We start from the raw sequence: 22,668 nt of genomic DNA on the forward strand, positions 1-22,668 counted from the left end.
CACTGGGCGGACCGGTGACGGCCGCCGTACCCTGGCGGGCATGTCGACCCATGCGAAGCGTGAACGGCTCCTTCTCGCCGACCTGTTGGAAGCGGCGGGTCCCGAGGCCCTGACCCTGTGCGACGGCTGGAAGACCCGTGATCTCGCGGCCCATGTGGTGGTGCGCGAGCGCCGCCCGGACGCGGCAGCCGGTGTGCTGCTGCCGATGCTCAAGGACCGGCTGGAGCGGGTGCAGGCCGAGTTCGCCGCGAAGCCGTACGAGGAGCTGATCCAGCTCATCCGTACGGGCCCCCCGCGCATGTCGCCGTTCACCATCAAGCAGGTGGACGAGGGGGCGAACACGGTCGAGTTCTACGTGCACGCGGAGGACGTGCGCCGGGCGCAGCCCGACTGGTCGCCGCGCGAGCTGGACCCGGTCTTCTCGGACGTGCTGTGGTCCCGGCTGGAGAAGTCGGCCCGGCTGCTGGGCCGCAGGTCCCCGGTGGGTGTGGTGCTGCGGCGTCCGAACGGCCAGACGGTGGTGGCCCACCGCGGCACCCCGGTGGTGACGGTGTCCGGGGAGCCGGGTGAGCTGACGCTGTTCCTGTTCGGCCGGCAGGACGCGGCGCGGGTCGAGGTGGAGGGCGACAAGGACGCGGTGGCCCGGCTCCACGAGACGAAACAGCTCGGGATCTAGGTCTTCGGCAGTTCCGCGCGGCGCAGAGCTCGCACGACGAGCCCGTAGACACCGCCCAGGGCGCAGACCGCGGCGCCGGCGGCGAAGACCGGCGCGGCGCCCCAGACGCCGATGGCCGCGCCGGTGAGCGGGAACGTCAGGGGCGCGACGCCGAGACTGAAGAAGTGGGCGACCGAGGTGGCCCGGCCGAGGTAGGCGGGGTCGCACACGCTCTGCGTGAGCGCCCCGCACAGGGAGCCGCTGAACCCGGCGAAGAGACCGAGGGTCACGGCGGCCGCGACGGCCGCGGCGAGGTGCGGCAGGTGGCCGAGGGCGGCGATCGCCGCGGAGCCGACGATCAGCGACCAGGCCATGACGGACCCGGCGCGCGGGACCCAGCCCCGTACGGTCAGCAGCAAGGAGGCCGCCGCCGCGCCGGTGCCGAAGCCGGCGAGGACCCAGCCGATGCCCGAGGGGCCCCAGCCGCGCGCGTCCGCGAGGAGGGCGAGCCCGACGTTGAGCGGGCCGACGAATCCCAGGTCGCTGAGGGCGATCACGACGGTCAGCGGGCCGAGGACGCGGTGGTGGCGCAGGTAGCGCAGCCCGTCCGCGAGGTCGCGCCACGGGGTTCCTTCGCCTCCGCCGGCGCCGGTGGGCAGGGCGGCGACCCGGAGGCCGGCGAGCAGCGGGAGCGAGAGGGCGAACAGCAGCCCGGCGGCGGCGAACGCTCCCGCGGAGCCGCCCAGGGCGACGGCGAGGCCGCCGAGCGGGGCGCCGAGGACGAGGGCGGCGCGATGGGCGAGCCCGCGCATCCCCTGGACGCGGGTGAGCTGGCCGGGCGGGACGATCCGGGGCGGCAGTGCGCCGACGGCCGGCATGAACAGGGCGTCGACGGCGCCGAAGACCATGGCGAGGCCGGCGAGCAGCCAGAGCCCGGGGGCGGTCGCGTGGAGCACGGCTGCGACGGTCAGGACCAGCACGCAGCGGACGGTGTCGGAGACGAGGACGACGCGTCGCGGTCCGAAGCGGTCGGCGACGACCCCGCCGCCGAGCATCAGCAGGGCGCGCGGCACGGCGCTGACGGCGAGGACCAGACCGGCCTGTCCCGCACTGCCGCCTCGGACGGCCGCCCAGGACAGGGCGAGGTAGTAGACGCTGTCGCCGATGGTGGAGGCGGTGTACGCGCCGACCCAGCGCAGGACGTTGGGGTCGCGGTGGGCGAGCCGCTCGACGGCCGGTGTCTCGCTGAGCGTCGTCATGAGCGGAACGGGAAGCCGTGGAGGTGCACGGCGACGTTCTCGCGGCCCTCGGTGTCGCCCGCCTGCTCCGCCGCGCGGGCCAGCTGGTCGTACTTCCTCAGCACCGCCTCCAACTCCTCGCCGAGTGCGGCCAGTTCGGCCGCGGTCAGCCGGGGCAGCCACTCGGAGCTGAGGGAGGCGGAGCGCCACTCCTGCGGCCAGGTCAGCCGCTCGTCGAGGAAGCGGCGGTAGAGCTCGGCGCGCTGTTCGCTGACGGTGCGGTTGAGCGCGGCCCCGGCGGCGGCCTTCTCGGGAGCGTCGCGGAGGTCCTCGTCCTGGACGCTGAATCCGTAGGAGCTGGGCTGCCACCAGCGCTCGCGGCCGTCGGCCGACTGGCCCTGCGCCTCCTCGATCAGGCCGTGGTCGGCGAGCTTGCGCAGGTGGTAGCTGACGAGCGAGACGGCCTCGTCGACCTGGTCGGCGAGCTGGGAAGCGGTGGCGACGCGGGCGACGAACAGGGCCCGGTAGAGCCGCATCCGCAGAGGGTGGGCGATGGCCTTCAGCGTGCCGAGGTCGGTGATCCGGCGGCCTTCGGGTGTGGGCATGCGCCTCACCGTAGATACGAAGGAAAACTTGCGCAATATAAATTGCACAAATAATCCTGCGGATTCGGAGAAGGAGAAGGGCCCCCGCCGGGTCACCGGCCGGGGCCCTGCACCGAGCGGCGCTAGCGGACCGGGTGGCCCGCCTCCCGCAGAGCGTCCTTGACCTGGGAGATCCGCAGGTCCCCGAAGTGGAAGACGGAGGCCGCCAGCACCGCGTCCGCTCCCGCCGCGATCGCCGGCGGGAAGTGGGACAGGCTGCCCGCTCCGCCGGACGCGATCACCGGGACGGTGACGTGCTTGCGGACCGCCGCGATCATCTCGGTGTCGTAGCCGTCCTTCGTCCCGTCGGCGTCCATCGAGTTGAGCAGGATCTCGCCCGCGCCCAGCTCCGCCGCCCGGTGGGCCCACTCGACGGCGTCGATGCCGGTGCCCCGGCGGCCGCCGTGCGTGGTGACCTCGAAGGTGCCCTCCGGGGTGCGGCGGGCGTCCACCGACAGCACCAGCACCTGCCGGCCGAACCGCTCCGCGATCTCCTGGATCAGCTCGGGCCGGGCGATCGCCGCCGTGTTGACGCCGACCTTGTCCGCGCCCGCGCGCAGCAGCTTGTCGACGTCGTCGGCGCTGCGGACACCGCCGCCCACCGTGAGCGGGATGAAGACCTGCTCGGCGGTGCGGCGCACCACGTCGTACGTGGTCTCGCGGTCACCGGAGGAGGCGGTGATGTCCAGGAAGGTCAGCTCGTCGGCGCCCTCGGCGTCGTACAGCTTCGCCATCTCGACGGGGTCGCCCGCGTCGCGCAGGTTCTGGAAGTTGACGCCCTTGACGACCCGGCCGTTGTCCACGTCCAGGCAGGGGATCACCCGTACCGCGAGCGTCATGCGGAGCCTCCCCGGTAGGCCTCGATCTCGATCTCGACGACCAGACGGGGGTCGACGAAGCCGGAAACGATGATCATCGACGCGGCGGGGCGCACGGCGTCGAAGAGCTCCTTGTGGGCGCGGCCGACGTCGTCCACGTCCCGGGCGTGGGTGAGGTACATCCGCGTCCGTACGACGTGCTCGGCGCCCAGTCCGAGCTTCGCCAGCGCGTCGAAGGCCACGTTGAAGGAGTTGATCGCCTGGTCGTACGGGCCGCCGTCGGCGAGCTGGCCGTCGACCACCGACGTGCAGCCGGAGACCAGCACCAGACCGTTCGGAAGCTCCACGGCCCGGGAGTAGCCGAAGGTGTCCTCCCACGGGGCCCCGGTGACCACCTTGCGTACGGAGTCGGTCATGAGGCCACCGCCGCCAGCGCCTCTTCCAGGGTGAACGCCTTGGCGTACAGCGCCTTTCCTACGATCGCGCCCTCGACACCCTGCGGGACCAGCCCGGCCAGGGCCCGCAGGTCGTCCAGGGAGGAGACACCGCCCGAGGCGACGACCGGCTTGTCGGTGGCGGCGCAGACGTTCCTGAGGAGCTCGAGGTTCGGGCCCTGGAGGGTGCCGTCCTTGGCGATGTCGGTGACGACATAGCGGGCGCAGCCCTCGGAGTCGAGGCGGGCCAGCGTCTCGTAGAGGTCGCCGCCGTCGCGGGTCCAGCCGCGGCCGCGCAGGGTCGTGCCGCGCACATCGAGGCCGACCGCGATCTTGTCGCCGTGCTCCGCGATGACCTTGGCGACCCACTCCGGGGTCTCCAGGGCTGCCGTGCCCAGGTTGACGCGGGTGCAGCCGGTGGCGAGCGCGGCGGCCAGCGTGGCGTCGTCACGGATGCCGCCGGACAGCTCGACCTTGATGTCCATCGCGCCGGTGACCTCGGCGACCAGGTCACGGTTGTCGCCGGTGCCGAACGCGGCGTCCAGGTCGACGAGGTGCAGCCACTCCGCGCCCGAGCGCTGCCACGCGAGGGCGGCCTCCAGCGGGGAACCGTACGAGGTCTCCGTGCCGGACTCGCCGTGCACGAGGCGTACGGCCTGGCCGTCGCGGACGTCGACGGCGGGGAGGAGTTCGAGCTTCGCCATTACAGAGTGCCAATCCAGTTGGTGAGCAGCTGCGCGCCGGCGTCGCCGGACTTCTCGGGGTGGAACTGGGTCGCCCACAGGGCGCCGTTCTCGACGGCCGCGACGAACGGCTCGCCGTGGGTCGCCCAGGTGACCCGGGGCGCGCGAATCGCCGGGTTGGTGACCTCCAGGCCCCACTCGCGCACCGCGTAGGAGTGCACGAAGTAGAACCGGGCGTCGGCGTCGAGGCCGGCGAAGAGCTCGCTGTCCTCGGGCGCGTCGACCGTGTTCCAGCCCATGTGGGGGACGACCGGGGCCTTGAGGGGCTCGACCGTGCCGGGCCACTCGTCGAGGCCGTCGGTCTCGACGCCGTGCTCGATGCCCCGGGCGAAGAGGATCTGCATGCCGACGCAGATGCCCATCACCGGGCGGCCGCCGGACAGCCTGCGGTCGATGATCCACTGACCGCGGGCCTTGGTGAGCCCGTCCATACAGGCCGAGAAGGCACCCACGCCGGGGACGAGGAGCCCGTCGGCGTTCATGGCGGTCTCGTAGTCGCGGGTGATCTCGACGTCGGCGCCCACATGGGCCAGGGCCCGCTCGGCGGACCGTACGTTGCCGAAGCCGTAGTCGAAGACCACGACCTTCTTCGGAGAGTTTGCGCTCATTCCCAGATCCCCTGGATCCGCAGGACGCCGGCCACCAGGCACATCACCGAGGCGATGGAGACCAGCACGATGAGGCCCTTGGGCATCTCCTGCTTGACGAAGGAGTACACGCCGCCGGCGAGGAAGAGCCCGACGACGATCAGGATGGTCGAGAGACCCGTCACGGCTAGAGGGCGCCCTTCGTGGAGGGAAGGATGCCGGCCGCGCGCGGGTCGCGCTCGGAGGCGTACCGCAGGGCGCGGGCCAGCGCCTTGAACTGGCACTCCACGATGTGGTGGGCGTTGCGCCCGTACGGGACGTGGATGTGCAGCGCGATCTGCGCCTGGGCGACGAAGGACTCGAAGATGTGGCGGGTCATCGTCGTGTCGTAGGTGCCGATCATCGGCGCCATGTTCTCCGGCTCGGTGTGCACCAGGTACGGGCGGCCGGAGAGGTCGACGGTGACCTGGGCGAGCGACTCGTCCAGCGGCACGGTGCAGTTGCCGAACCGGTAGATCCCGACCTTGTCGCCGAGGGCCTGCTTGAAGGCGGCGCCCAGCGCGAGGGCCGTGTCCTCGATGGTGTGGTGGGTGTCGATGTGCAGGTCGCCGTCGGTCTTGACCGTGAGGTCGAACAGGCCGTGGCGGCCGAGCTGGTCGAGCATGTGGTCGTAGAAGCCGACGCCGGTCGCGACATCGACCTTTCCGGTGCCGTCGAGGTCTATCTCGACGACGACCGAGGTCTCCTTGGTGGTGCGCTCCACCCGTCCGATGCGGCTCATGCCTGCTGCTCCTTCTTCAGTGCGCGAACCGCTTCCAGGAACGCGTCGTTCTCTTCGGGGGTCCCGGCGGTCACCCGCAGCCATCCAGGCACGCCGTTGTCCCGGACCAGGACACCCCGGTCGAGGATCTTCTGCCAGGCGCCGTGGGTGTCCTCGAACCGGCCGAACTGCACGAAGTTCGCGTCGGAGTCGGTGACCTCGTAGCCGATGGCCCGCAGCTCGGCGACCAGCCGGTCGCGCTCGCTCTTGAGCTGCTCCACGTACCCGAGCAGCGTATCGGTGTGCTCCAGCGCGGCCAGCGCGGTCGCCTGGGTGACGGCCGACAGGTGGTACGGCAGACGGACGAGCTGCACCGCGTCGACCACGGCGGGGTGGGCGGCCAGATAACCCAGGCGCAGCCCGGCCGCGCCGAAGGCCTTGGACATGGTCCTGGACACGACGAGGTGGGGGCGGCCCTCGATCAGCGGCAGCAGCGAGTCGCGGTGGCTGAACTCGACGTACGCCTCGTCGACCACCACCAGGGACGGCTTCGCCGCCTGGGCGGCCTCGTACAGCGCGAGGACCGTCCCGGCGTCGACCGCCGTGCCGGTGGGGTTGTTGGGCGAGGTGATGAAGACGACGTCCGGCCGGTGCTCGGCGATGGCCCGCTCGGCCGCCTCGACGTCGATCGTGAAGTCGTCGCCCCGGGGGCCGGAGATCCAGCCCGTGCCGGTGCCGCGCGCGATCAGGCCGTGCATCGAGTACGAGGGCTCGAAGCCGATGGCGGTGCGTCCCGGTCCGCCGAAGGTCTGCAGCAGCTGCTGGAGGACCTCGTTGGAGCCGTTCGCGGCCCAGACGTTCCCGAGGCAGACCGGGTGCCCGGCGGTACGGGTGAGGTAGCGGGCGAGCTCGGTGCGCAGCTCGATCGCGTCCCGGTCGGGGTAGCGGTTGAGACCGCGCGCCGCCTCGGCGACCCGCTCCGCGATCCGGGCGACGAGCGGCTCGGGCAGCGGGTACGGGTTCTCGTTGGTGTTCAGCTGGACGGGCACGTCGAGCTGGGGCGCGCCGTATGGGGACTTGCCGCGCAGCTCGTCGCGGATGGGGAGGTCGTCGATCCGGATCTCGCTCATCGCCGCGGCACCTTCCAGCCGAAGCGCGCCTTCAGGGCCGCTCCGTGGGCAGGCAGGTCCTCGGCCTCGGCCAGCGTCACCACGTGGTGGGTGACCTCGGCGAGGGCGTCGCGCGTGTAGTCGACGATGTGGATGCCGCGCAGGAAGGACTGCACGGACAGGCCCGAGGAGTGGCAGGCGCAGCCGCCGGTCGGCAGGACGTGGTTGGAGCCCGCGCAGTAGTCGCCGAGCGAGACGGGCGCCCACGGGCCGACGAAGATCGCGCCCGCGTTGCGGACCCGGTCGGCGAGCGCGGCTGCGTCGGCCGTCTGGATCTCCAGGTGCTCGGCGGCGTACGCGTCGACGACCTTGAGGCCGTCCTCCAGGTCGTTGACGAGCACGATCGCGGACTGCCGGCCGGCCAGCGCCGGGACGATCCGGTCCTCGATGTGCTTGGTGGCGGCGACCTGGGTCTTGAGCTCGGCCTCGGTGGCGGCGGCCAGTTCCTCGGAGTCGGTGACGAGGACGGCGGCGGCCATCGGGTCGTGCTCGGCCTGGCTGATCAGGTCGGCGGCGACGTGCACCGGGTCGGCGGTGGAGTCGGCGAGGATCGCGATCTCGGTGGGGCCGGCCTCGGCGTCGATGCCGATACGGCCCTTGAGCAGCCGCTTGGCGGCGGCGACGTAGATGTTGCCCGGACCGGTCACCAGGTTGACGGGCAGACAGCCGTCGGCGCCCGTGGTGCCGTACGCGAACATCGCGACGGCCTGGGCGCCGCCGGCCGCGTACACCTCGTCGACGCCCAGCAGCGCGCACGCGGCCAGAATCGTCGGGTGCGGCAGGCCGCCGAAGTCCTTCTGCGGAGGCGATGCGATCGCGACGCCCTCGACGCCGGCCTCCTGGGCCGGGACGACGTTCATCACGACGGACGAGGGGTACACCGAGCGCCCGCCGGGCACGTACAGACCCACGCGCTCGACCGGCACCCACTTCTCGGTGACCGTGCCGCCGGCCACCACCTGCGTGGTGTGGGTGGTGCGGCGCTGCTCGCGGTGGACCAGACGGGCGCGGCGGATCGACTCCTCGAGGGCGGCGCGGACGGCCGGGTCGAGCTGCTCCAGGGCCGCGGTGATGGCCGCGACGGGCACCCGGATCGACTCCAGGCGCACTCCGTCGAGTTTCTCTCCCCACTCGATCACCGCCGCCGAGCCACGATGGCGCACGTCCTCGCAGATCGGCCGCACCGTCTCCAGGGCGGCTTCCACGTCGAACTCGGCACGGGGCAGCAGGTCGCGCAGAGCGCCACCCTCGGGGAGGGCGTCGCCGCGCAGATCGATTCGAGAAATCACGTAAGCAATTCTCTCAGACCGTTTCGCGCGTTTGGTCGCCCGTATCACTGGCTGATACACGTCCCGGCCGCCCCACCTGACCGTTAGCGTTCAGTCCGTCACTCAGCGGGAAGAACGGCTGTACGAAACAGGGGAAGCGAGGGGGCGGCCTTGACCGAGCCGCACGACGACGGCATGCCGGGCGATCTCACCCGCGCGGAACAGACCATGTGGCAGGCGTTCCGGATCGGCGCGACCTGCGACATGAGCACAGGCAATGCGGTACTCGACGATCCGTTCGCCGCCCGGCCCTGGCCCGCGGAGCGTAGTGTCCGGGCCTCGGTGGTGGCATTGCTGCTGCTCGACGGGCCGCCCGCGCTGGCCGGGCGGGTCGCGGCGCTGAAGCTGCGCGGGGTGCGGATCACGGGGACGCTCACACTGGCCGGCGGCACGATAGCCCCCTATGTGGAGCTGGCGGGATGTCGCTTCGACAACGAGGTGGTGCTGCCCGAGGCGCACTTCACGACCCTGCGGATGGTGGGCTGCGCGATCCCGCGCCTGGAGGCCGCGCGACTGCACACCCAGGGCGATCTGCATCTGCCGAGATGCCGGGTGGAGCGGGGCATCCGGTTGACGGACGCGCAGATCGGCACGGATCTGCTGATCAACCAGATCCATGTGCGGCCGGACTCGCGCGGCCGGGCGATCACCGCGGACGGCATGTCCGTCGCCCAGGACCTCCAGGCCGAACTGATCGAGACGCACGGCGAGGTGAGTCTGCGCGGGGCGAAGATCGGCGTGTCGCTGAGCCTGCGGGGCAGCACACTGCGCGGCACCGCGGAGCGCCGGGCGCTCAACGCGCCGCAGCTGACGGTGGAGCGGTCGCTCTATCTGTCGTACGCCTGGGTGGACGACACCACGGGGGACGCCGGGACCACTCCCCCGTTCGGGATCCGCAGCGACGGCCGCGGGCGCAGACAGCGGCGGCAGCCCTTCGAGTGCATCGGCGGCGTGCGGCTCGACGACGGCCGGATCGGTGACGCGGTGGATCTGCACCGGGCCAGGTTCGTCCTGTCGACGGCCCGGCGCGAGGAGCTGTCGCTGCGCAGGATCGTCACTCCGGAGCTGCGCTTCAACGCGGAGCGCCCGGCCGAGGGGCGGGTCGTGCTGAACGGCGCGAAGATCGTCACCCTGATCGATCTCTCGACCAGCTGGCCGGGGCCCGGCGGGCTCGCGATGGGCGGTTTCGTCTACGAGAACCTCGTGCCGTACGGGCACTTCCCGCTGACCCGCCGCCTGGAGTGGGTGGCGGCGGCGACGCCGGAGTACGCCCCGGAGCCGTACGAGCGGCTCGCGGCGGTGCTGCGCAGCAGCGGCGAGGACGCGGACGCCCGCGAGGTGCTGCTCGCCAAGCAGCGCAGGCGGCGGGAGACCCTGCCGCTGGCCGCCAAGCTGTGGGGTTTCCTCCAGGACTGGACGGTGGCGTACGGCTACCGGCCGGGCCGGGCGGCGCTGTGGATGGCGGTGCTGTGGGCGGCGGGGACGCTGGCGTTCTCGCGGTACGACCCGGTCGCCATCAAGGCGGACGAGGCGCCGAACTGGAGCGCGTCGCTGTACGCCCTGGATCTGCTGCTGCCGGTGATCAATCTGGGGCAGGACGGGTACTGGCGGCTGGAGGGCGGCTGGCAGTGGGTGTCGGCGGCGCTCATCCTGCTCGGGTGGGTGCTCGCGACGACGGTGGCGGCGGGTGCGTCGAGGTTGTTGCGGAGGGGCTGACGGGACCTGATGACGGGACCCGGGAGGCGCGCCTGCCTCAAGGGGCGGCCGGGGCGCCGGGGGCGACAGGGGCGCTGGGAGCGGCGGGGGCAGCAGGGGCGCGGGTATCGCAGCTCCACCTCTTTCTTTGCGGGGTCTTGACTACCGGCAGAACAACCATTCCGCCGCCACCAAAGCTTCACAGCCGCCCCCCTGGTGCGGCTCCCACCTGCGGTTTTCAATGGTCCGCACCATGTCATTGCTGCGCGCTCTGATCAGCACCGTCCGCGGGGCCCGGCACACCCCGCGGCTGGACCGGGGGCTGCCGCCCGACGACGCGGTCCTGCTCGACGCGCCCGACGAGCGGCTCGGCCCGGCCCTGGTGGCCGCCGCCCTCGGCGACTTCGAACCGGCGGCCAAGCTGCTGGCCACCACGCGGGACGCGGCCGAGTGGGAGAACCGTGACCGCTATGCCGTACGTCTCGCCGCGTTCGCCCTCCACCGGGACGCCTGGCTGACCGACTGGCTGGCCGCCGCGCCCCTTGACCCCGACGCCCTGCTGCTCAAGGCGGAGCTGGCGGTGCGCAGGGCCTGGCTGTCACCGGCCCGCGCGGAGCGGCTGCGCGAGCTCGGCCCGCTCATCGACGCGGCGGCAGAGGCGGCGCCGGGCGACCCGGTCCCGTGGCGGATCGCCCTCGACCACGCGCGGGGCACCCATGCCACGCACACCGCGTTCGAGTCGCTGTGGGAGCAGGCCGTACGGCGGGCCCCGCACCACTACGGCTGTCATGTCTCGGCCCTGACCTATCTCTCGGCGCACTGGTACGGCTCGCACCGCGAGTGCTTCGACTTCGCCGAGCAGGCCGCCGAGGACGCGCTGCCCGGCTCGTTGGCGCAGGCGCTGCCGGTACGGGCCGCCTTCGCGCATCAGCTGAGCGAGAACAGCGGATCGGCGGGGTCCGCCGGGTCCTTCGTCGACGGCGACCGGATCGACGCGGCGGCGGACCGGGCGATCGCACTGTCCGCCGCGTATCCGGCGGCCGACCCGTGGCCGGCCGATGTGCGCAATCTGCTGGCGTACGTGCTGGTGGGACGCGCGAGGTGGGCCGACGCGCTGAGCCAGTTCCGGCAGATCGGCCCGTACGCCACCTCCTTCCCGTGGACATCGCTGAGTGACGATCCACTGGGCCGGTTCCTCGACGCGAGGGACGCAGTACGCCTCCGGGTGGCGGCGAGGATCCCGCTGCGCGGACGGGCCGGACAGGGCGGCACGATCGGCCATTAGGCTTGACCGCTGTGACCACCGCTCGCCTGCCTCTCTTCCCGCTGAACTCGGTTCTGTTCCCGGGCCTCGTCCTGCCCTTGAACGTGTTCGAGGAGCGTTATCGCGCCATGATGCGGGAGCTGCTCACGACGGACGAGTCCGAGCCGCGCCGCTTCGCCGTCGTCGCGATCCGCGACGGGCGGGAGGTGGCGCCGACCGCCCCCGGGATGCCCGACCAGACCGCTCTGCCCGAGAAGGGCCCCGCAGCCGGCTTCGGCTCCGATCCCCTCCAGGCGTTCCACCGGGTCGGCTGCATCGCCGACGCCGCCTCCATCCGGGAGCGCGCGGACGGAAGCTTCGAGGTGATGGCCACCGGCACCCGGCGGGTGAAGCTGCTGTCGGTCGACGCCGGGGGGCCGTTCCTCACCGCGGAGCTGGAGGAGCTGGAGGAGGAGCAGGGCGACGACGCGGGCGCGCTCGCGGAGGGTGTGCTGCGGGCCTTCCGCGCGTACCAGAAGCGGCTGGCCGGTGCGCGGGAGCGCTCACTGACGACGGGGGCGGAGCTGCCGGACGACCCGTCGGTGGTCTCCTACCTGGTCGCGGCGGCGGCCGTTCTGGACACCCCGGCCAAGCAGCGGCTGCTGCAGGCGCCGGACACGGCGACGCGGCTGCGGGAGGAACTGAAGCTGCTGCGCGCGGAGACGGCGGTGCTTCGGCACCTGCCGTCGCTGCCGGCGACGGATCTTACGCGCAACCCGACCAGCCCGAACTGACACCGACCGACGAGGGGCGCCCGGTGGCGAAGAAGCAGAAGAAGCAGGCGGCCGGCACTCCGGCGACGGTGGCACTGACGGCGGCGGGCACGGCGTTCACGCTGCACGCCTACGACCACGACCCGGCGTCGGCGTCGTACGGCGAGGAGGCGGCGGAGGCGCTCGGCGTCTCCCCGGACCGTGTGTTCAAGACCCTCGTCGCCGATGTCGACGGCGAACTGACGGTCGCGGTCGTGCCGGTGGCCGGCCAGCTGGATCTGAAGGCACTCGCCTCGGCGGTGGGCGGCAAGCGCGCGGCCATGGCGGACCCGGCGGCGGCGGAGCGCACGACGGGCTACGTCCGTGGCGGCATCTCCCCCCTGGGCCAGCGCAAGCGCCTGCGCACGGTCCTCGACGCGTCGGCCTCGACCCACCCGACGATCTGCGTCTCGGCGGGCCGCCGCGGCCTGGAGGTCGAACTCGCCCCCACCGACCTGGCAACCCTGACATCTGCGGTCCTGGCCCCTATCGGCCGCGGCTAGCCTCCGTCGGGGGCGATCACGCGGTGGAGGCCCGCCGCCCTGACGCCCGGCGCTCATCGGGCGACGCCTGCGCCGGACGCCCTGGCGGCTGTGACGCCTCATCGGCCCGGGCCGGCACCCGCAAGGCGTCATGTCCGCCACCCGCAGGCCGGCCGGCCCGCGCCCGAGCGAACCGGCCGCCCGAGCGCCCGGCATGGCAGCGCTCATGGCCCGGGCCGGCGGCCGAATGACATCGCACGATGCCGACGCCGGACGCCCTTGCCGCCGTGACGCCTGCGTGCCGGCGCTCAGCGGCCCCGCCCGGCGCCCATCGGCTCGGGCCGGCGCCCGAACGACGGCGCGCGACGCTCGTGCCCGAGCGACCTGGCCGCCCCGATGCCGGCGGTAGCCGCACCCGTCCCGGCGACCTGCCCACGGCGGAGGAGGCGATCACGCGGTGCCGGCCCCGCCGCCCGGCTTGCCGGCGCTCATCGGCTCGGGCCGGCGCCCGGCAGGCCGGCGACGACGGCGCGCGACGCTCACGCCCCCGGGACCCCGGCAGAGCGTTACGCGTCGGTCGACGAGTCGGCGGGCGGTGGGGTCGGGTGGTCGTTCCACTCCGGTTCCGGGTCCCGGGGGCCGAAGAGGGCCGTCAGTCCCAGGTGGACCACCATGGCCGCGAGCGGCCAGGCCAGTACCGCGCCCCAGGCGTGGAGTTTGAGCGGGGCGTCGAAGGTGACGCCCTGGCCGACCGCACGGGCGTGGGCGACCACGTCTTCCGTCGGGCCGAGCAGCACTCCCAGACGCCAGGCCACCACGGAACCCAGGATTCCGCCCAGCGCGAGTCCGATGACCAGCGCCACTCCGCCCCGCCGCTCGAAGAGGAACACCATTGCGGCGGCGACCAGGCCGAAGCCCAGCGCCAGCAGAGCGAACGTCCCGTCCGCCGCGATCGCCGACTCCCCCTCGCTCTCCTTCAGGAAGACGGCCTTGCCGTCGGAGATCAGCGGCACCCGTGGAGCCAGCCACACCCACAGCAGCGCGAGCAGGACGCCGGCCAGGGTCGAGGCGCCCGCCACCACGGCGGAGTACTTCAGTTCCGTGCGCAGGACCGGCCCGTCCTCGTCGGCCGGCTCGGGGTACGGCGAGGGCCAGGAGTTCTGCGGAGGCGGCTGGTGAGGCGGCGTCAGAGGTGCGGTCACCCTGCCATCGTGCCAGGCCCGCCCGGGCGCCGCCGCACCGGACTCACCTGACGGCGGCCCGCCGGTACGCCCAGGTCGCGACGGCCAGCGAGAGGACGCCGACGGCCGCGCAGACCGCCAGGTCGAAGGCGACCAGCGGCCAGTCGGGACGCGCGTCGAAGGTGCGGGCCAGCGCCTCCACACCGTAGGTCGACGGCAGCAGGTCCCGTGCGTACGCGATGGGCGCGGGCAGCCGGTCCGCCGGCAGTACGCCCAGGAGCAGCGTCGCGGACATGCCCAGCTGGCCGAGGAGGGTGGCCAGTTCCGGGCGCGGCGCGAGCAGGCCGAGGGCCGCGCCGAGACCGGCGAGCGCGGCTCCGGCGAGCGGCACGACGGCGGCCAGGATCCACAGGTGCGTGAGCGGCAGCTGGAAGAGCAGCGAGCCGGCGACCGCGGTCACGACGGTCCCGGGCACGGTGAAGGAGGCGTACGCCCCCGCCGCGCCGAGGACGACCGCCGCGGGCGGCACGGGCAGCGTCGCGTAGTGGTCGAGGCCGCCCCCCGCCCGGAGCTGTCCGAAGTACTGGGCGAGCAGGTTGAGGGCGACGAAGGCGACGACGAGCACAGCGGAACCGGCGACGACCGCGCGGGCCTCCGACCCGCCGTCGACGACCCCGCGCATCAGGATCATGATCCCGACGGACTGGAAGGTCGCGACGAAGAGCAGCGGGATACGGGAGACGCGAGCCCGCGAGAGCTGCGCGCGGTACACGGCGGCGAGCGCGGGCAGGAGCCGGGCGCGCGGCGCGAGCGGCGCGGCTCCGTCCGCCTCCTGCGTGAGGTCGCGGCCGTCGCCGGTCACCGGGACGCTGCGCGTCATCGCCTGCGCGGGCACGATGCTCACTGGGCACTGCTCCTGTTCACTGCGGACTGCCGGGGCACGACCCGCCGGAGCGGGGAGGGGCGGCCCGGGGCCGCCACCGGCCGCCACGAGCGCCCGGGGGTGCTCACCGGTCCCTTGTCTGCGCGCGCGTTCATGCCTTCACCAGACCCTTGGCCGCCCCGCCGAGCGCCAGGTACACGTCCTCCAGGCTGGGCGTCGCCAGCGTGAAGTCGTCCAGCGCCGCGAACGCCGCGCCGCCCGTCACCGCCCCGACCGCCGCCCGCGCCTCGTCGGGGGCGAGCCGCAGCACCCAGCGGCGCCCCGACTCCTGGGCCGAGGCCCGGAGCGCGGCGACCTCGGGGACGTCCAGCGGTGCGCGTTCGCGCCATACGAGCTCCACGCGGACCTCTCCGGCGACGTGCTCCTTGAGTCCGGCAGGGGTGTCGCAGGCGATGACCCGCCCGCGTTCCAGGACGGCGACACGGTCGAGGACCGTCTCGGCCTCGATGACGTTGTGGGTGACCAGCAGGACGGTCACCCCGTGCTCGGCACGGCGCCGGTCGACGGCCGCCCAGACCGCCCGCCGGGCGACAGGGTCCATACCGGTGGTGGGCTCGTCCAGGACGAGGACGGGCCGCTCGCCGACGAGCGCGGCGGCGAAGCAGGCGAGCCGCCGCTGCCCGCCGGACAGCTTCTTCAGGGGCCGTCCCGCGATGTCGCCGAGGCCCAGTTCGTCCAGTACGGCGTCACGTGCGGCGCGCGCGTCCCGGGCGGAGAGCCCGCGGAGCCGGCCGGTGGTCTCGGCGGCGAGCGCGACGGTCAGCTCGTCGAGGGCGGTCGACTCCTGCCCGAGGTAGCCGATGAGCCGCGCGGCGCGTTCCGGGTGGCGTACGAGGTCGTGGCCGAGCATGTCGACGGTGCCGGAGTCGGGGCGCATCAGGCCCGTGAGCTGGCGCACGAGGGTGGACTTTCCGGCGCCGTTGGGCCCGAGCAGGCCGAAGATCTCACCGCGCCCGACGTCCAGGCAGACACCGTCGGTGGCCCGCACCTCCGGGGTCGCGGGCGTCCCGCGCCTGCCGCGCGCGGCGGGGTACGTCTTGACCAGATCCCGCACCACGCACACCGTACTCACGAGGGATGAGCCTACGGGGTCATCGGGCCTGCTCCCCCGCGGGGGCGTGTTCGGCGGCGGCCCGCACGTCGATCTCGCGCCAGAAACCGGCCCGGATCGCGTAGCGGTCGTGCTCGTCGATCTGGTCGTCCTTGTGGGCCAGCAGACCGAACCGGGCCGCGTAGCGGAGGAGTTCGCCGTCGATGCGGTGCGGGATGCGCGGGTACATCGTGGACAGCTTCTGCACATGGCCCTGGTCGGGCAGCCGCTCCATCCAGCGCCGGGCGAAGACCTGACCCACCTCGAAGGGGTCCCCGCCGACCGTGGTGATGTCCTCCTCGCGGTCGGCCCAGCGCTGCTCGGCGCTGGTGAGCTGGGCGAGGGTGGGCAGGGACGCGGTCTCGGGAGGCTCGCCGAGCGTGCCGGGGCGTTCGATCCAGCCCTTGTCGGAGGACCAGCGCAGGGTGGCGTTGGCCGGGTGCGGGGCGGCGGCCGGGAGACCGGGAGCGCGCAGGCCCGCGAGGTCCTTGGGCGTCGGGACGCCCTTGGTGCCGCCGGGGGAGGCGGCGGTGGCCTCTGTGGAGCCGTTGGCGGCGGTGGTGGACGCAGGTGAGCCGTTGCGTACGGCCGCCGCGGCGGCGGCCTCGGCGGCTCGTTCGGCGGACGCGGCGAGCGCCGACTCGGGCAGCGGGGCCGAGAGGATCGCGGCGATCTCGGGGCGGGGCGCGGGGGTGGGGGCGCAGACGCCGCTGAGGTCCTTGGCGCGCACGGCCCGGGTGATCCAGGCGCGGTCGAGGACGCGGCGCTCGTCGGCTTCGGCGACGAGGTCCTCGGACTGGTTGTAGTCGCCGTCGGCGGCCTGTACCGCCCAGAGGTGTACGGCGACGCCGTGTTCCTTGGCCGACATCAGCCCGGGCAGCAGATCGCCGTCGCCGGTGACCAGGACGACGTCCGAGCAGGCGCGGTTCCGGGCCAGCTCGGTGAGCTCGGCGTGCATGGCCGCGTCGACACCCTTCTGGGCCCAGCGGCCGTCGCTGCGGGTCAGGGCGCCCAGCCGGACGGTGACCCGGGGCATGACCCGCAGCCGGCGGTGTTCGGGCTGGGGAACCCGGTCGGGGGCGCCGTCGAACCAGTAGATGCGCAGCAGAGGCTGTTCGGTGTCGGCCTCGGCGCGCTCGCGCAGTCCCTGGATGAGGGCCGCGTGGTCGACGGTGATCCTGGAGCGGGCCGGTTCCCCGGCGAGAAGGCTCGCGGCGGCGCCCAGCAGATAGCCGGCGTCCACCAGAACGACGCAGCGGTCCACGTGTTCCACCCTCTTTCGGGAACCTCGGGATCGGGAGTGCTTCGGGTTTCCTTCGAGTCTGCCCGAAGGCCGGAGGGTTAACGGCCGGAACTGGATCATCGGCGTGGCGGATCGCTCCCCGCCGTCCGGATAAGGCCCGACTACGGTGCGCAATGGTACGAAATGCGGGGATTATGTACGTATGTGAGTCTGAACGCGGCCCTGGCCCCTATACCCCACAGGAGGCACCACCATGGCCAAGAACAAGAACCGCAGCCAGCCGCAGAAGCAGTCTGCCGCCGAGCGCGGCCAGCAGCAGGCGCAGAAGTCGTCGATGGAGTCGCAGTCCGAGCAGCGCGCCACTCAGGTCACGCCCGCCGATCTCGCCCACAAGGGCCGGCAGAAGCGGTTCGGCCACAACTGAGTGCCGGCGCCTCGCTGACCGCTGCCCTGTGACAGCGCGCGATGCCGGAAGGGGCGCACCCGTAACGACGGGCGCGCCCCTTTGACGTGTCGTACCGCGGCGAAGGCGGCTCAGCCGGCCAGGCAGGACGGGCCGAGCAGCACCTTCAGATCGCCGAAGAGGGCCGGGTCCGGCTGTACCCGGTGCCGGTCGAGCCGGAGCACGGTCGTCGACCGGGGGCCCTGGAGCTTGATCCGTACCTCGGTGTTGCCCTTGTGGTGCTTCAGGATCTCGCCGAGGCGGCTGACCATCGGAGGGGTGACCTTCACCGTCGGGATGGTGAGCACCACCGGCGCGTTGGTCCCCGCCGAGGACAGGTCCGGGACCATCAGCTCCATGGCGACGAGCCTCGGCACGTCCTCGCGCTTGTCGAGCCGGCCCTTGACGAAGACGACCGTGTCCTCGACGAGCTGGGTGGAGACCAGCTGGTAGGTGGCGGGGAAGAACATGCACTCGATGGAGCCGGCCAGGTCCTCGACCGTCGCGATGGCCCAGGCGTTGCCCTGCTTGGTCATCTTGCGCTGCAGGCCGGAGATGATGCCGCCGATGGTGACGACCGCGCCGTCGCTGTGCTCACCGCCGGTGAGCTGCGAGATCGCCGCGTCGGTCTTGTCGGACAGGACGTGCTCGATACCGAAGAGCGGGTGGTCGGAGACGTAGAGGCCGAGCATCTCGCGCTCCTGGGCGAGCAGATACGACTTCTCCCACTCGACGTCGGAGAACTCGACGTCGAGGCCGAAGCCCGGCTCGTCGGCGGTCTCGTCCCCCATGCCGCCGAAGAGGTCGAACTGTCCCTCGGCCTCCTTGCGCTTGACCGCCACCACGTTGTCGATCATCGGCTCGTGGTGGGCGACCAGGCCCTTTCGGGTGTGGCCCATCTCGTCGAAGGCGCCGGCCTTGATCAGCGACTCGACGGTCCGCTTGTTGCATACCACCGCCTCGACCTTGTCGAGGAAGTCGGGGAAGGAGCTGTACTTCCCCTTCGTCTTGCGGCACTTGATGATCGACTCGACGACGTTGGTACCGACGTTGCGCACGGCGGTGAGGCCGAAGAGGATCACGTCGTCGCCCTGGGCCGCGAAGTTCGCCTGGGACTCGTTCACATTGGGCGGCAGCACCTTGATGCCCATGCGCCGGCACTCGTTCAGATAGACGGCCGACTTGTCCTTGTCGTCCTTGACGGAGGTCAGCAGCCCGGCCATGTACTCGGCGGGGTGGTTGGCCTTGAGATAGGCCGTCCAGTAGGAGACGAGGCCGTACGCGGCGGAGTGCGCCTTGTTGAAGGCGTATCCGGCGAAGGGCACCAGGACGTCCCAGAGCGCCTTGATCGCCTCGTCGCTGTAGCCGTTCTTCTTGGCGCCGGCCTGGAAGATGGTGAAGTTCTTCGCCAGCTCCTCGGGCTTCTTCTTGCCCATCACGCGGCGGAGGATGTCGGCCTCGCCCAGGGAGTACCCGGCGATGATCTGGGCGGCCTTCTGCACCTGCTCCTGGTACACGATCAGGCCGTAGGTGACGCCGAGGACCTCCTTGAGCGGCTCCTCCAGCTCCGGGTGGATCGGCGTGATCTCCTGCTGGCCGTTCTTGCGCAGGGCGTAGTTCGTGTGCGAGTTCATGCCCATCGGGCCCGGCCGGTACAGGGCCGAGACGGCGGAGATGTCCTCGAAGTTGTCGGGCTTCATGAGCCGCAGCAGGGACCGCATGGGCCCGCCGTCGAACTGGAAGACGCCGAGGGTGTCGCCGCGCTGGAGCAGTTCGAAGGTCTTGGGGTCGTCCAGCGGCAGGGCGAGCAGGTCGAGGTCGATGCCCTTGTTGGCCTTCACCATCTTGACGGCGTCGTCCATGATGGTCAGGTTCCGCAGGCCCAGGAAGTCCATCTTCAGCAGGCCGAGCGACTCGCACTGGGGGTAGTCCCACTGCGTGATGGTGACGCCGTCGGTGTGGCGCACCCAGATGGGGGCGTGGTCGACGATCGGCTCACTGGACATGATCACGCCGGCCGCGTGCACACCCATCTGCCGGACCAGTCCCTCGACGCCCTTGGCGGTGTCGATGACCTTCTTCACGTCCGGCTCGTTCTCGTACATCGCCCGGATCTCGCCCGCCTCGCTGTAGCGCGGGTGGGAGGGGTCGGTGATGCCGCTGAGGTCGATGCCCTTGCCGAGGACGTCGGCGGGCATGGCCTTGGTGAGCCGGTCGCCCATCGCGTACGGGTAGCCCAGCACGCGCGCGGAGTCCTTGATCGCGTTCTTGGCCTTGATCTTGCCGTACGTACCGATCATGGCGACCTTGTCGGCGCCGTACTTCTCGGTCACGTACCGGATCACCTCGACGCGCCTGCGCTCGTCGAAGTCGATGTCGACATCGGGCATGGAGACGCGCTCGGGGTTGAGGAACCGCTCGAAGATCAGACCGTGCGGGATCGGGTCGAGGTCGGTGATGCCCATGGCGTACGCCACGATCGAGCCGGCCGCCGAACCACGGCCCGGACCGACCGCGATGCCCTGCTTCTTGGCCCACATGATGAAGTCGGCGACAACGAGGAAGTACCCCGGGAACCCCATCTGGATGATGACGTCCATCTCGTACTCGGCCTGCTTCTGCCGGTCCTCGGGGACACCGCCGGGGAAGCGGCGCTCCATGCCCCGGCGAACCTCCTCCTGGAACCAGGTGACCTCGGTGTAGCCCTCGGGGATGTCGAACTTCGGCATGAGGTTCTTCGCCTCGAACATGCCGTCGGTCGAGACCTGCTCGGCCACCAGGAGGGTGTTACGGCACCCCTCCTGCCAGGCGTCGGAGGAGTCGATGGCGTACATCTCGTCCGTGGACTTCAGGTAGTAGCCGGTGCCGTCGAACCGAAAGCGGTCCGGGTCGGACAGGTTCTTGCCGGTCTGGATGCACAGCAGGGCGTCGTGCGCGGTCGCCTCGTGCGCGTAGGTGTAGTGCGAGTCATTGGTGACCAGCGGCGGGATGCCGAGCTTCTTGCCGATCTCCAGGAGCCCGTCGCGGACGCGGCGCTCGATCTCGATGCCGTGGTCCATCAGCTCGAGGAAGTAGCGCCCCTCGCCGAAGATGTCCTTGTAGTCGGAGGCCGCCTGCACGGCCTCGTCGAACTGGCCCAGGCGCAGCCGGGTCTGGACCTCGCCGGAGGGGCAGCCGGTGGAGGCGATGAGCCCCTCGGACCACTGGGAAATGGTCTCCTTGTCCATCCGGGGCCACTTCTGCAGCCAGCCCTCGGCGTACGCGTCCGAGGAGAGCCGGAAGAGGTTGTGCAGCCCCTTCTCGTTGGCCGCCCAGATGGTCTTGTGCGTGTAACCGCCCGAACCGGAGACGTCGTCGCGCTTCTGGTGCGGCTGTCCCCACTGGATCTTCCGCTTGTTCCGCCGGGACTCCGGGGCGACATAGGCCTCGATGCCGATGATCGGGGTCACCCCCGCCTTCTTCGCCGAGTGGAAGAAGTCGTACGCGCCGTGCAGGTTGCCGTGGTCGGACATGGCGATGTGCGTCATGCCCATCTCATTGCAGGCGTTGAACATGTCCTTGAGCCGCGCGGCACCGTCCAGCAGCGAGTACTGGGTGTGGACGTGAAGGTGCGTGAAGGGCGGCTTGGTCACGGTGCGAGGCCTCCGGAAACAGTGGGCGACAGTCTGGGGGGACAGCGTGGAAGTCTACGTCGCCCCACTGACAGACGCCGGGCACTCGCGAGTACCTTCGTGCGTTGGAGAGGGACGCGCACACGTCCCGTTCGTTCATGTACAGCTTGCACCAGGAGGCACCCAGCGATGTCGGTCCACCAGCCCACGGCCGGCGAGCGCGGCGAGGAGATCCTCGCCGTCTTCGACACCGCCTTCGGGCAGCTCCTGGCCGCCGACCCGGCGGCGTTCCGGGTGAAGTTCCGGAAGATGGCCGCCTCGGCCTTCGCCTTCTACCGGGGCACGGCGTGCCTCTTCTACAACGACCTGGAGCGCGAGCGGCACGGCGGCCCGTACCTGGACGAGCGCACCGGCCGGGTCTGGATCCACGGCGATCTGCACGCCGAGAACTTCGGCACGTACATGGACGCCAACGGCCGGCTGATCTTCAACGTCAATGACTTCGACGAGGCCTACGTCGGCCCCTTCACCTGGGACCTCAAGCGGCTGTCCGCCTCGCTGGCGCTCATCGGCTACACCAAGGCGCTCAGCGACGACCAGATCACCGAGCTCGTGCGGATTTACGCCGCCGCCTACCGCGAGCGCATCCACGCCCTGGCGACCGGCGCCAAGAACGACGAGGTGCCGCCCTTCACGCTGGACACCGCCGAGGGGCCGCTGCTCGACGCGCTCCGCGACGCCCGCTCGCTGACCCGGTTCGGGCTCCTCGACTCGATGACCGAGATCCGGGACTTCGAGCGCCGGTTCTCCTCCGGGGGCGGCTCGATCGAGCTGGACGCGGCGACCCGGTACAAGATCCTGGCGGCCTTCGACGGCTATCTGGAGACCCTGCCGGAGTCCTCGCTGACCCGCCCCGACTCGTACCGCGTCAAGGACGTCGTCGGGCGGCGCGGCATCGGCATCGGTTCGGCCGGGCTCCCCTCGTACAACATCCTTCTGGAGGGCAACAGCGACGCCCTGGAGAACGATGTCGTGATCTACATGAAGCAGGCCCAGACCCCGGCGGTGTCGCGCCATGTGACGGACGCGGCGGTGCGGGAGTACTTCCAGCACGAGGGCCACCGCACGGTGATCTCGCAGCGCGCTCTCCAGGCGCACGCCGACCCGTGGCTGGGCTGGACCGAGCTGGACGGCTCCGGCCAGCTGGTCGCCGAGGTCTCGCCGTACGCGGTGGATCTGGACTGGTCCGACGTCGACGACCCGGAGGAGATCGCGGCGACCGTCGCCGACCTCGGCCGGGCGACGGCCACGATGCACGCGGCGGCGGACGACGAGAGCGGCCACTCGCTGGTGCCGTTCTCCACCGAGCGGGCCATCGACGCGGCGATCGCCGCCGACGAGGACGGCTTCGGGGACCTGCTGGTGGACTTCGCGCACAGCTACGGCGCCCGGGCGCGCGCGGACCACCAGATCTTCGTGGACCTGTTCCGCAACGGGCGGATCCCAGGCCTCTAGCCCTGCCGAGCGGCGGGTTTCTCAGGGTTTCCTCA

22 protein-coding genes are annotated in these 22,668 nt (G+C 71.8%); 7 read left to right on the plus strand and 15 right to left on the minus strand.

Annotated elements, in window-relative coordinates:
* The first annotated feature begins 40 nt into the window (after positions 1-40).
* The gene (locus ACZ5VC_RS01375; protein ID WP_469118083.1) at positions 41-676 is read left to right on the plus strand and encodes a TIGR03085 family metal-binding protein; all 636 of its coding nucleotides are present in this window, start codon (positions 41-43) and stop codon (positions 674-676) included.
* Here the strand turns inward: ACZ5VC_RS01375 and ACZ5VC_RS01380 are convergent.
* The 10 genes from ACZ5VC_RS01380 to hisD form a co-directional block, all read right to left on the minus strand.
* A complete protein-coding gene (locus tag ACZ5VC_RS01380; protein WP_469118084.1) occupies positions 673-1,914 on the minus strand; it encodes an MFS transporter in 1,242 nt (413 codons plus the stop codon). The genes ACZ5VC_RS01375 and ACZ5VC_RS01380 overlap by 4 nt on opposite strands.
* A complete protein-coding gene (locus tag ACZ5VC_RS01385) occupies positions 1,911-2,498 on the minus strand; it encodes a helix-turn-helix domain-containing protein (RefSeq protein ID WP_469118085.1) in 588 nt (195 codons plus the stop codon). The genes ACZ5VC_RS01380 and ACZ5VC_RS01385 overlap by 4 nt, the downstream gene beginning before the upstream one ends.
* Positions 2,499-2,620: 122 nt before the next feature.
* Entirely contained in the window at positions 2,621-3,376 is a 756-nt protein-coding gene (hisF, locus tag ACZ5VC_RS01390; protein WP_469118086.1) for an imidazole glycerol phosphate synthase subunit HisF, read from the minus strand.
* Positions 3,373-3,771, minus strand: a complete 399-nt coding sequence (locus tag ACZ5VC_RS01395; RefSeq protein ID WP_469118087.1) for a RidA family protein — start codon at positions 3,769-3,771, stop codon at positions 3,373-3,375. Before ACZ5VC_RS01395 ends, hisF begins: the two co-directional genes overlap by 4 nt.
* Positions 3,768-4,493, minus strand: a complete 726-nt coding sequence (gene priA / locus ACZ5VC_RS01400; RefSeq protein WP_469118088.1) for a bifunctional 1-(5-phosphoribosyl)-5-((5-phosphoribosylamino)methylideneamino)imidazole-4-carboxamide isomerase/phosphoribosylanthranilate isomerase PriA — start codon at positions 4,491-4,493, stop codon at positions 3,768-3,770. The genes ACZ5VC_RS01395 and priA overlap by 4 nt, the downstream gene beginning before the upstream one ends.
* Positions 4,493-5,140, minus strand: a complete 648-nt coding sequence (gene hisH, locus ACZ5VC_RS01405) for an imidazole glycerol phosphate synthase subunit HisH (protein ID WP_469118089.1) — start codon at positions 5,138-5,140, stop codon at positions 4,493-4,495. The genes priA and hisH overlap by 1 nt, the downstream gene beginning before the upstream one ends.
* Entirely contained in the window at positions 5,137-5,304 is a 168-nt protein-coding gene (locus tag ACZ5VC_RS01410) for a hypothetical protein (protein ID WP_215074345.1), read from the minus strand. Before ACZ5VC_RS01410 ends, hisH begins: the two co-directional genes overlap by 4 nt.
* A gap of 2 nt (positions 5,305-5,306) precedes the next feature.
* Positions 5,307-5,900, minus strand: coding sequence for an imidazoleglycerol-phosphate dehydratase HisB (hisB, locus tag ACZ5VC_RS01415; RefSeq protein WP_468710987.1), 594 nt, complete (start codon positions 5,898-5,900; stop codon positions 5,307-5,309).
* Complete coding sequence (locus ACZ5VC_RS01420) at positions 5,897-7,009, minus strand: histidinol-phosphate transaminase (protein ID WP_469118090.1); 1,113 nt, start codon at positions 7,007-7,009, stop codon at positions 5,897-5,899. Before ACZ5VC_RS01420 ends, hisB begins: the two co-directional genes overlap by 4 nt.
* Positions 7,006-8,337 carry a histidinol dehydrogenase gene (gene hisD / locus ACZ5VC_RS01425; RefSeq protein WP_469118091.1) on the minus strand — a complete coding sequence of 444 codons (1,332 nt, stop codon included), beginning with the start codon at positions 8,335-8,337 and terminating at the stop codon, positions 7,006-7,008. The genes ACZ5VC_RS01420 and hisD overlap by 4 nt, the downstream gene beginning before the upstream one ends.
* 150 nt (positions 8,338-8,487) lie before the next feature.
* On the opposite strand from hisD, the gene ACZ5VC_RS01430 reads away from it, so the two are divergent.
* The 4 genes from ACZ5VC_RS01430 to ybaK all read left to right on the plus strand — a co-directional run bounded on the left by ACZ5VC_RS01430 (position 8,488) and on the right by ybaK (position 12,629).
* A complete protein-coding gene (locus tag ACZ5VC_RS01430; RefSeq protein WP_469118092.1) occupies positions 8,488-10,092 on the plus strand; it encodes an oxidoreductase in 1,605 nt (534 codons plus the stop codon).
* Between the two features lie 220 nt (positions 10,093-10,312).
* Entirely contained in the window at positions 10,313-11,356 is a 1,044-nt protein-coding gene (locus ACZ5VC_RS01435; RefSeq protein WP_469118093.1) for a hypothetical protein, read from the plus strand.
* Positions 11,357-11,367: 11 nt separating this feature from the next.
* Positions 11,368-12,108 (plus strand): LON peptidase substrate-binding domain-containing protein, encoded by a 741-nt coding sequence (locus tag ACZ5VC_RS01440; RefSeq protein ID WP_469118094.1) that lies wholly within the window; start codon positions 11,368-11,370, stop codon positions 12,106-12,108.
* Positions 12,109-12,131: 23 nt separating this feature from the next.
* Positions 12,132-12,629: a Cys-tRNA(Pro) deacylase gene (ybaK, locus tag ACZ5VC_RS01445; protein WP_468710980.1), complete on the plus strand. Its 498-nt coding sequence runs from the start codon at positions 12,132-12,134 to the stop codon at positions 12,627-12,629.
* 545 nt (positions 12,630-13,174) lie between these two features.
* On the opposite strand, the gene ACZ5VC_RS01450 is transcribed toward ybaK, so the two are convergent.
* From ACZ5VC_RS01450 to ACZ5VC_RS01465, 4 genes are all read right to left on the minus strand, one after another.
* The gene (locus tag ACZ5VC_RS01450; RefSeq protein ID WP_469118095.1) at positions 13,175-13,810 is read right to left on the minus strand and encodes a DUF2567 domain-containing protein; all 636 of its coding nucleotides are present in this window, start codon (positions 13,808-13,810) and stop codon (positions 13,175-13,177) included.
* A 43-nt stretch (positions 13,811-13,853) separates the two neighbouring features.
* On the minus strand, positions 13,854-14,669 hold the full coding sequence (locus ACZ5VC_RS01455; protein ID WP_469118898.1) for an ABC transporter permease: 816 nt from the start codon (positions 14,667-14,669) through the stop codon (positions 13,854-13,856).
* 154 nt (positions 14,670-14,823) lie between these two features.
* Entirely contained in the window at positions 14,824-15,795 is a 972-nt protein-coding gene (locus ACZ5VC_RS01460; RefSeq protein ID WP_469118899.1) for an ABC transporter ATP-binding protein, read from the minus strand.
* Positions 15,796-15,823: 28 nt separating this feature from the next.
* On the minus strand, positions 15,824-17,086 hold the full coding sequence (locus ACZ5VC_RS01465) for an NYN domain-containing protein (RefSeq protein ID WP_469118096.1): 1,263 nt from the start codon (positions 17,084-17,086) through the stop codon (positions 15,824-15,826).
* Positions 17,087-17,318: 232 nt separating this feature from the next.
* Here ACZ5VC_RS01465 and ACZ5VC_RS01470 point away from each other — a divergent pair, with 232 nt between their 5' ends.
* Entirely contained in the window at positions 17,319-17,489 is a 171-nt protein-coding gene (locus tag ACZ5VC_RS01470; protein WP_468710977.1) for a hypothetical protein, read from the plus strand.
* A gap of 110 nt (positions 17,490-17,599) precedes the next feature.
* On the opposite strand, the gene dnaE is transcribed toward ACZ5VC_RS01470, so the two are convergent.
* Complete coding sequence (gene dnaE / locus ACZ5VC_RS01475) at positions 17,600-21,139, minus strand: DNA polymerase III subunit alpha (RefSeq protein WP_469118097.1); 3,540 nt, start codon at positions 21,137-21,139, stop codon at positions 17,600-17,602.
* Between the two features lie 168 nt (positions 21,140-21,307).
* Between dnaE and ACZ5VC_RS01480 the strand changes: the two genes are divergently transcribed.
* A complete protein-coding gene (locus tag ACZ5VC_RS01480) occupies positions 21,308-22,633 on the plus strand; it encodes a DUF2252 domain-containing protein (protein ID WP_469118098.1) in 1,326 nt (441 codons plus the stop codon).
* Positions 22,634-22,668 lie beyond the last annotated feature (35 nt).

Source organism: Streptomyces sp. NPDC033174 (assembly GCF_055577795.1).

Bases quoted from the DNA above. Each gene is read 5' to 3' on its own strand.
- ACZ5VC_RS01375 (WP_469118083.1), top strand. From the start codon at position 41: ATGTCGACCCATGCGAAGCGTGAACGGCTCCTTCTCGCCGACCTGTTG.
- ACZ5VC_RS01380 (WP_469118084.1), bottom strand. From the start codon at position 1,914: ATGACGACGCTCAGCGAGACACCGGCCGTCGAGCGGCTCGCCCACCGC.
- ACZ5VC_RS01385 (WP_469118085.1), bottom strand. From the start codon at position 2,498: ATGCCCACACCCGAAGGCCGCCGGATCACCGACCTCGGCACGCTGAAG.
- hisF (WP_469118086.1), bottom strand. From the start codon at position 3,376: ATGACGCTCGCGGTACGGGTGATCCCCTGCCTGGACGTGGACAACGGC.
- ACZ5VC_RS01395 (WP_469118087.1), bottom strand. From the start codon at position 3,771: ATGACCGACTCCGTACGCAAGGTGGTCACCGGGGCCCCGTGGGAGGAC.
- priA (WP_469118088.1), bottom strand. From the start codon at position 4,493: ATGGCGAAGCTCGAACTCCTCCCCGCCGTCGACGTCCGCGACGGCCAG.
- hisH (WP_469118089.1), bottom strand. From the start codon at position 5,140: ATGAGCGCAAACTCTCCGAAGAAGGTCGTGGTCTTCGACTACGGCTTC.
- hisB (WP_468710987.1), bottom strand. From the start codon at position 5,900: ATGAGCCGCATCGGACGGGTGGAGCGCACCACCAAGGAGACCTCGGTC.
- ACZ5VC_RS01420 (WP_469118090.1), bottom strand. From the start codon at position 7,009: ATGAGCGAGATCCGGATCGACGACCTCCCCATCCGCGACGAGCTGCGC.
- ACZ5VC_RS01435 (WP_469118093.1), top strand. From the start codon at position 10,313: ATGGTCCGCACCATGTCATTGCTGCGCGCTCTGATCAGCACCGTCCGC.
- ACZ5VC_RS01455 (WP_469118898.1), bottom strand. From the start codon at position 14,669: ATGACGCGCAGCGTCCCGGTGACCGGCGACGGCCGCGACCTCACGCAG.
- ACZ5VC_RS01470 (WP_468710977.1), top strand. From the start codon at position 17,319: ATGGCCAAGAACAAGAACCGCAGCCAGCCGCAGAAGCAGTCTGCCGCC.
- ACZ5VC_RS01480 (WP_469118098.1), top strand. From the start codon at position 21,308: ATGTCGGTCCACCAGCCCACGGCCGGCGAGCGCGGCGAGGAGATCCTC.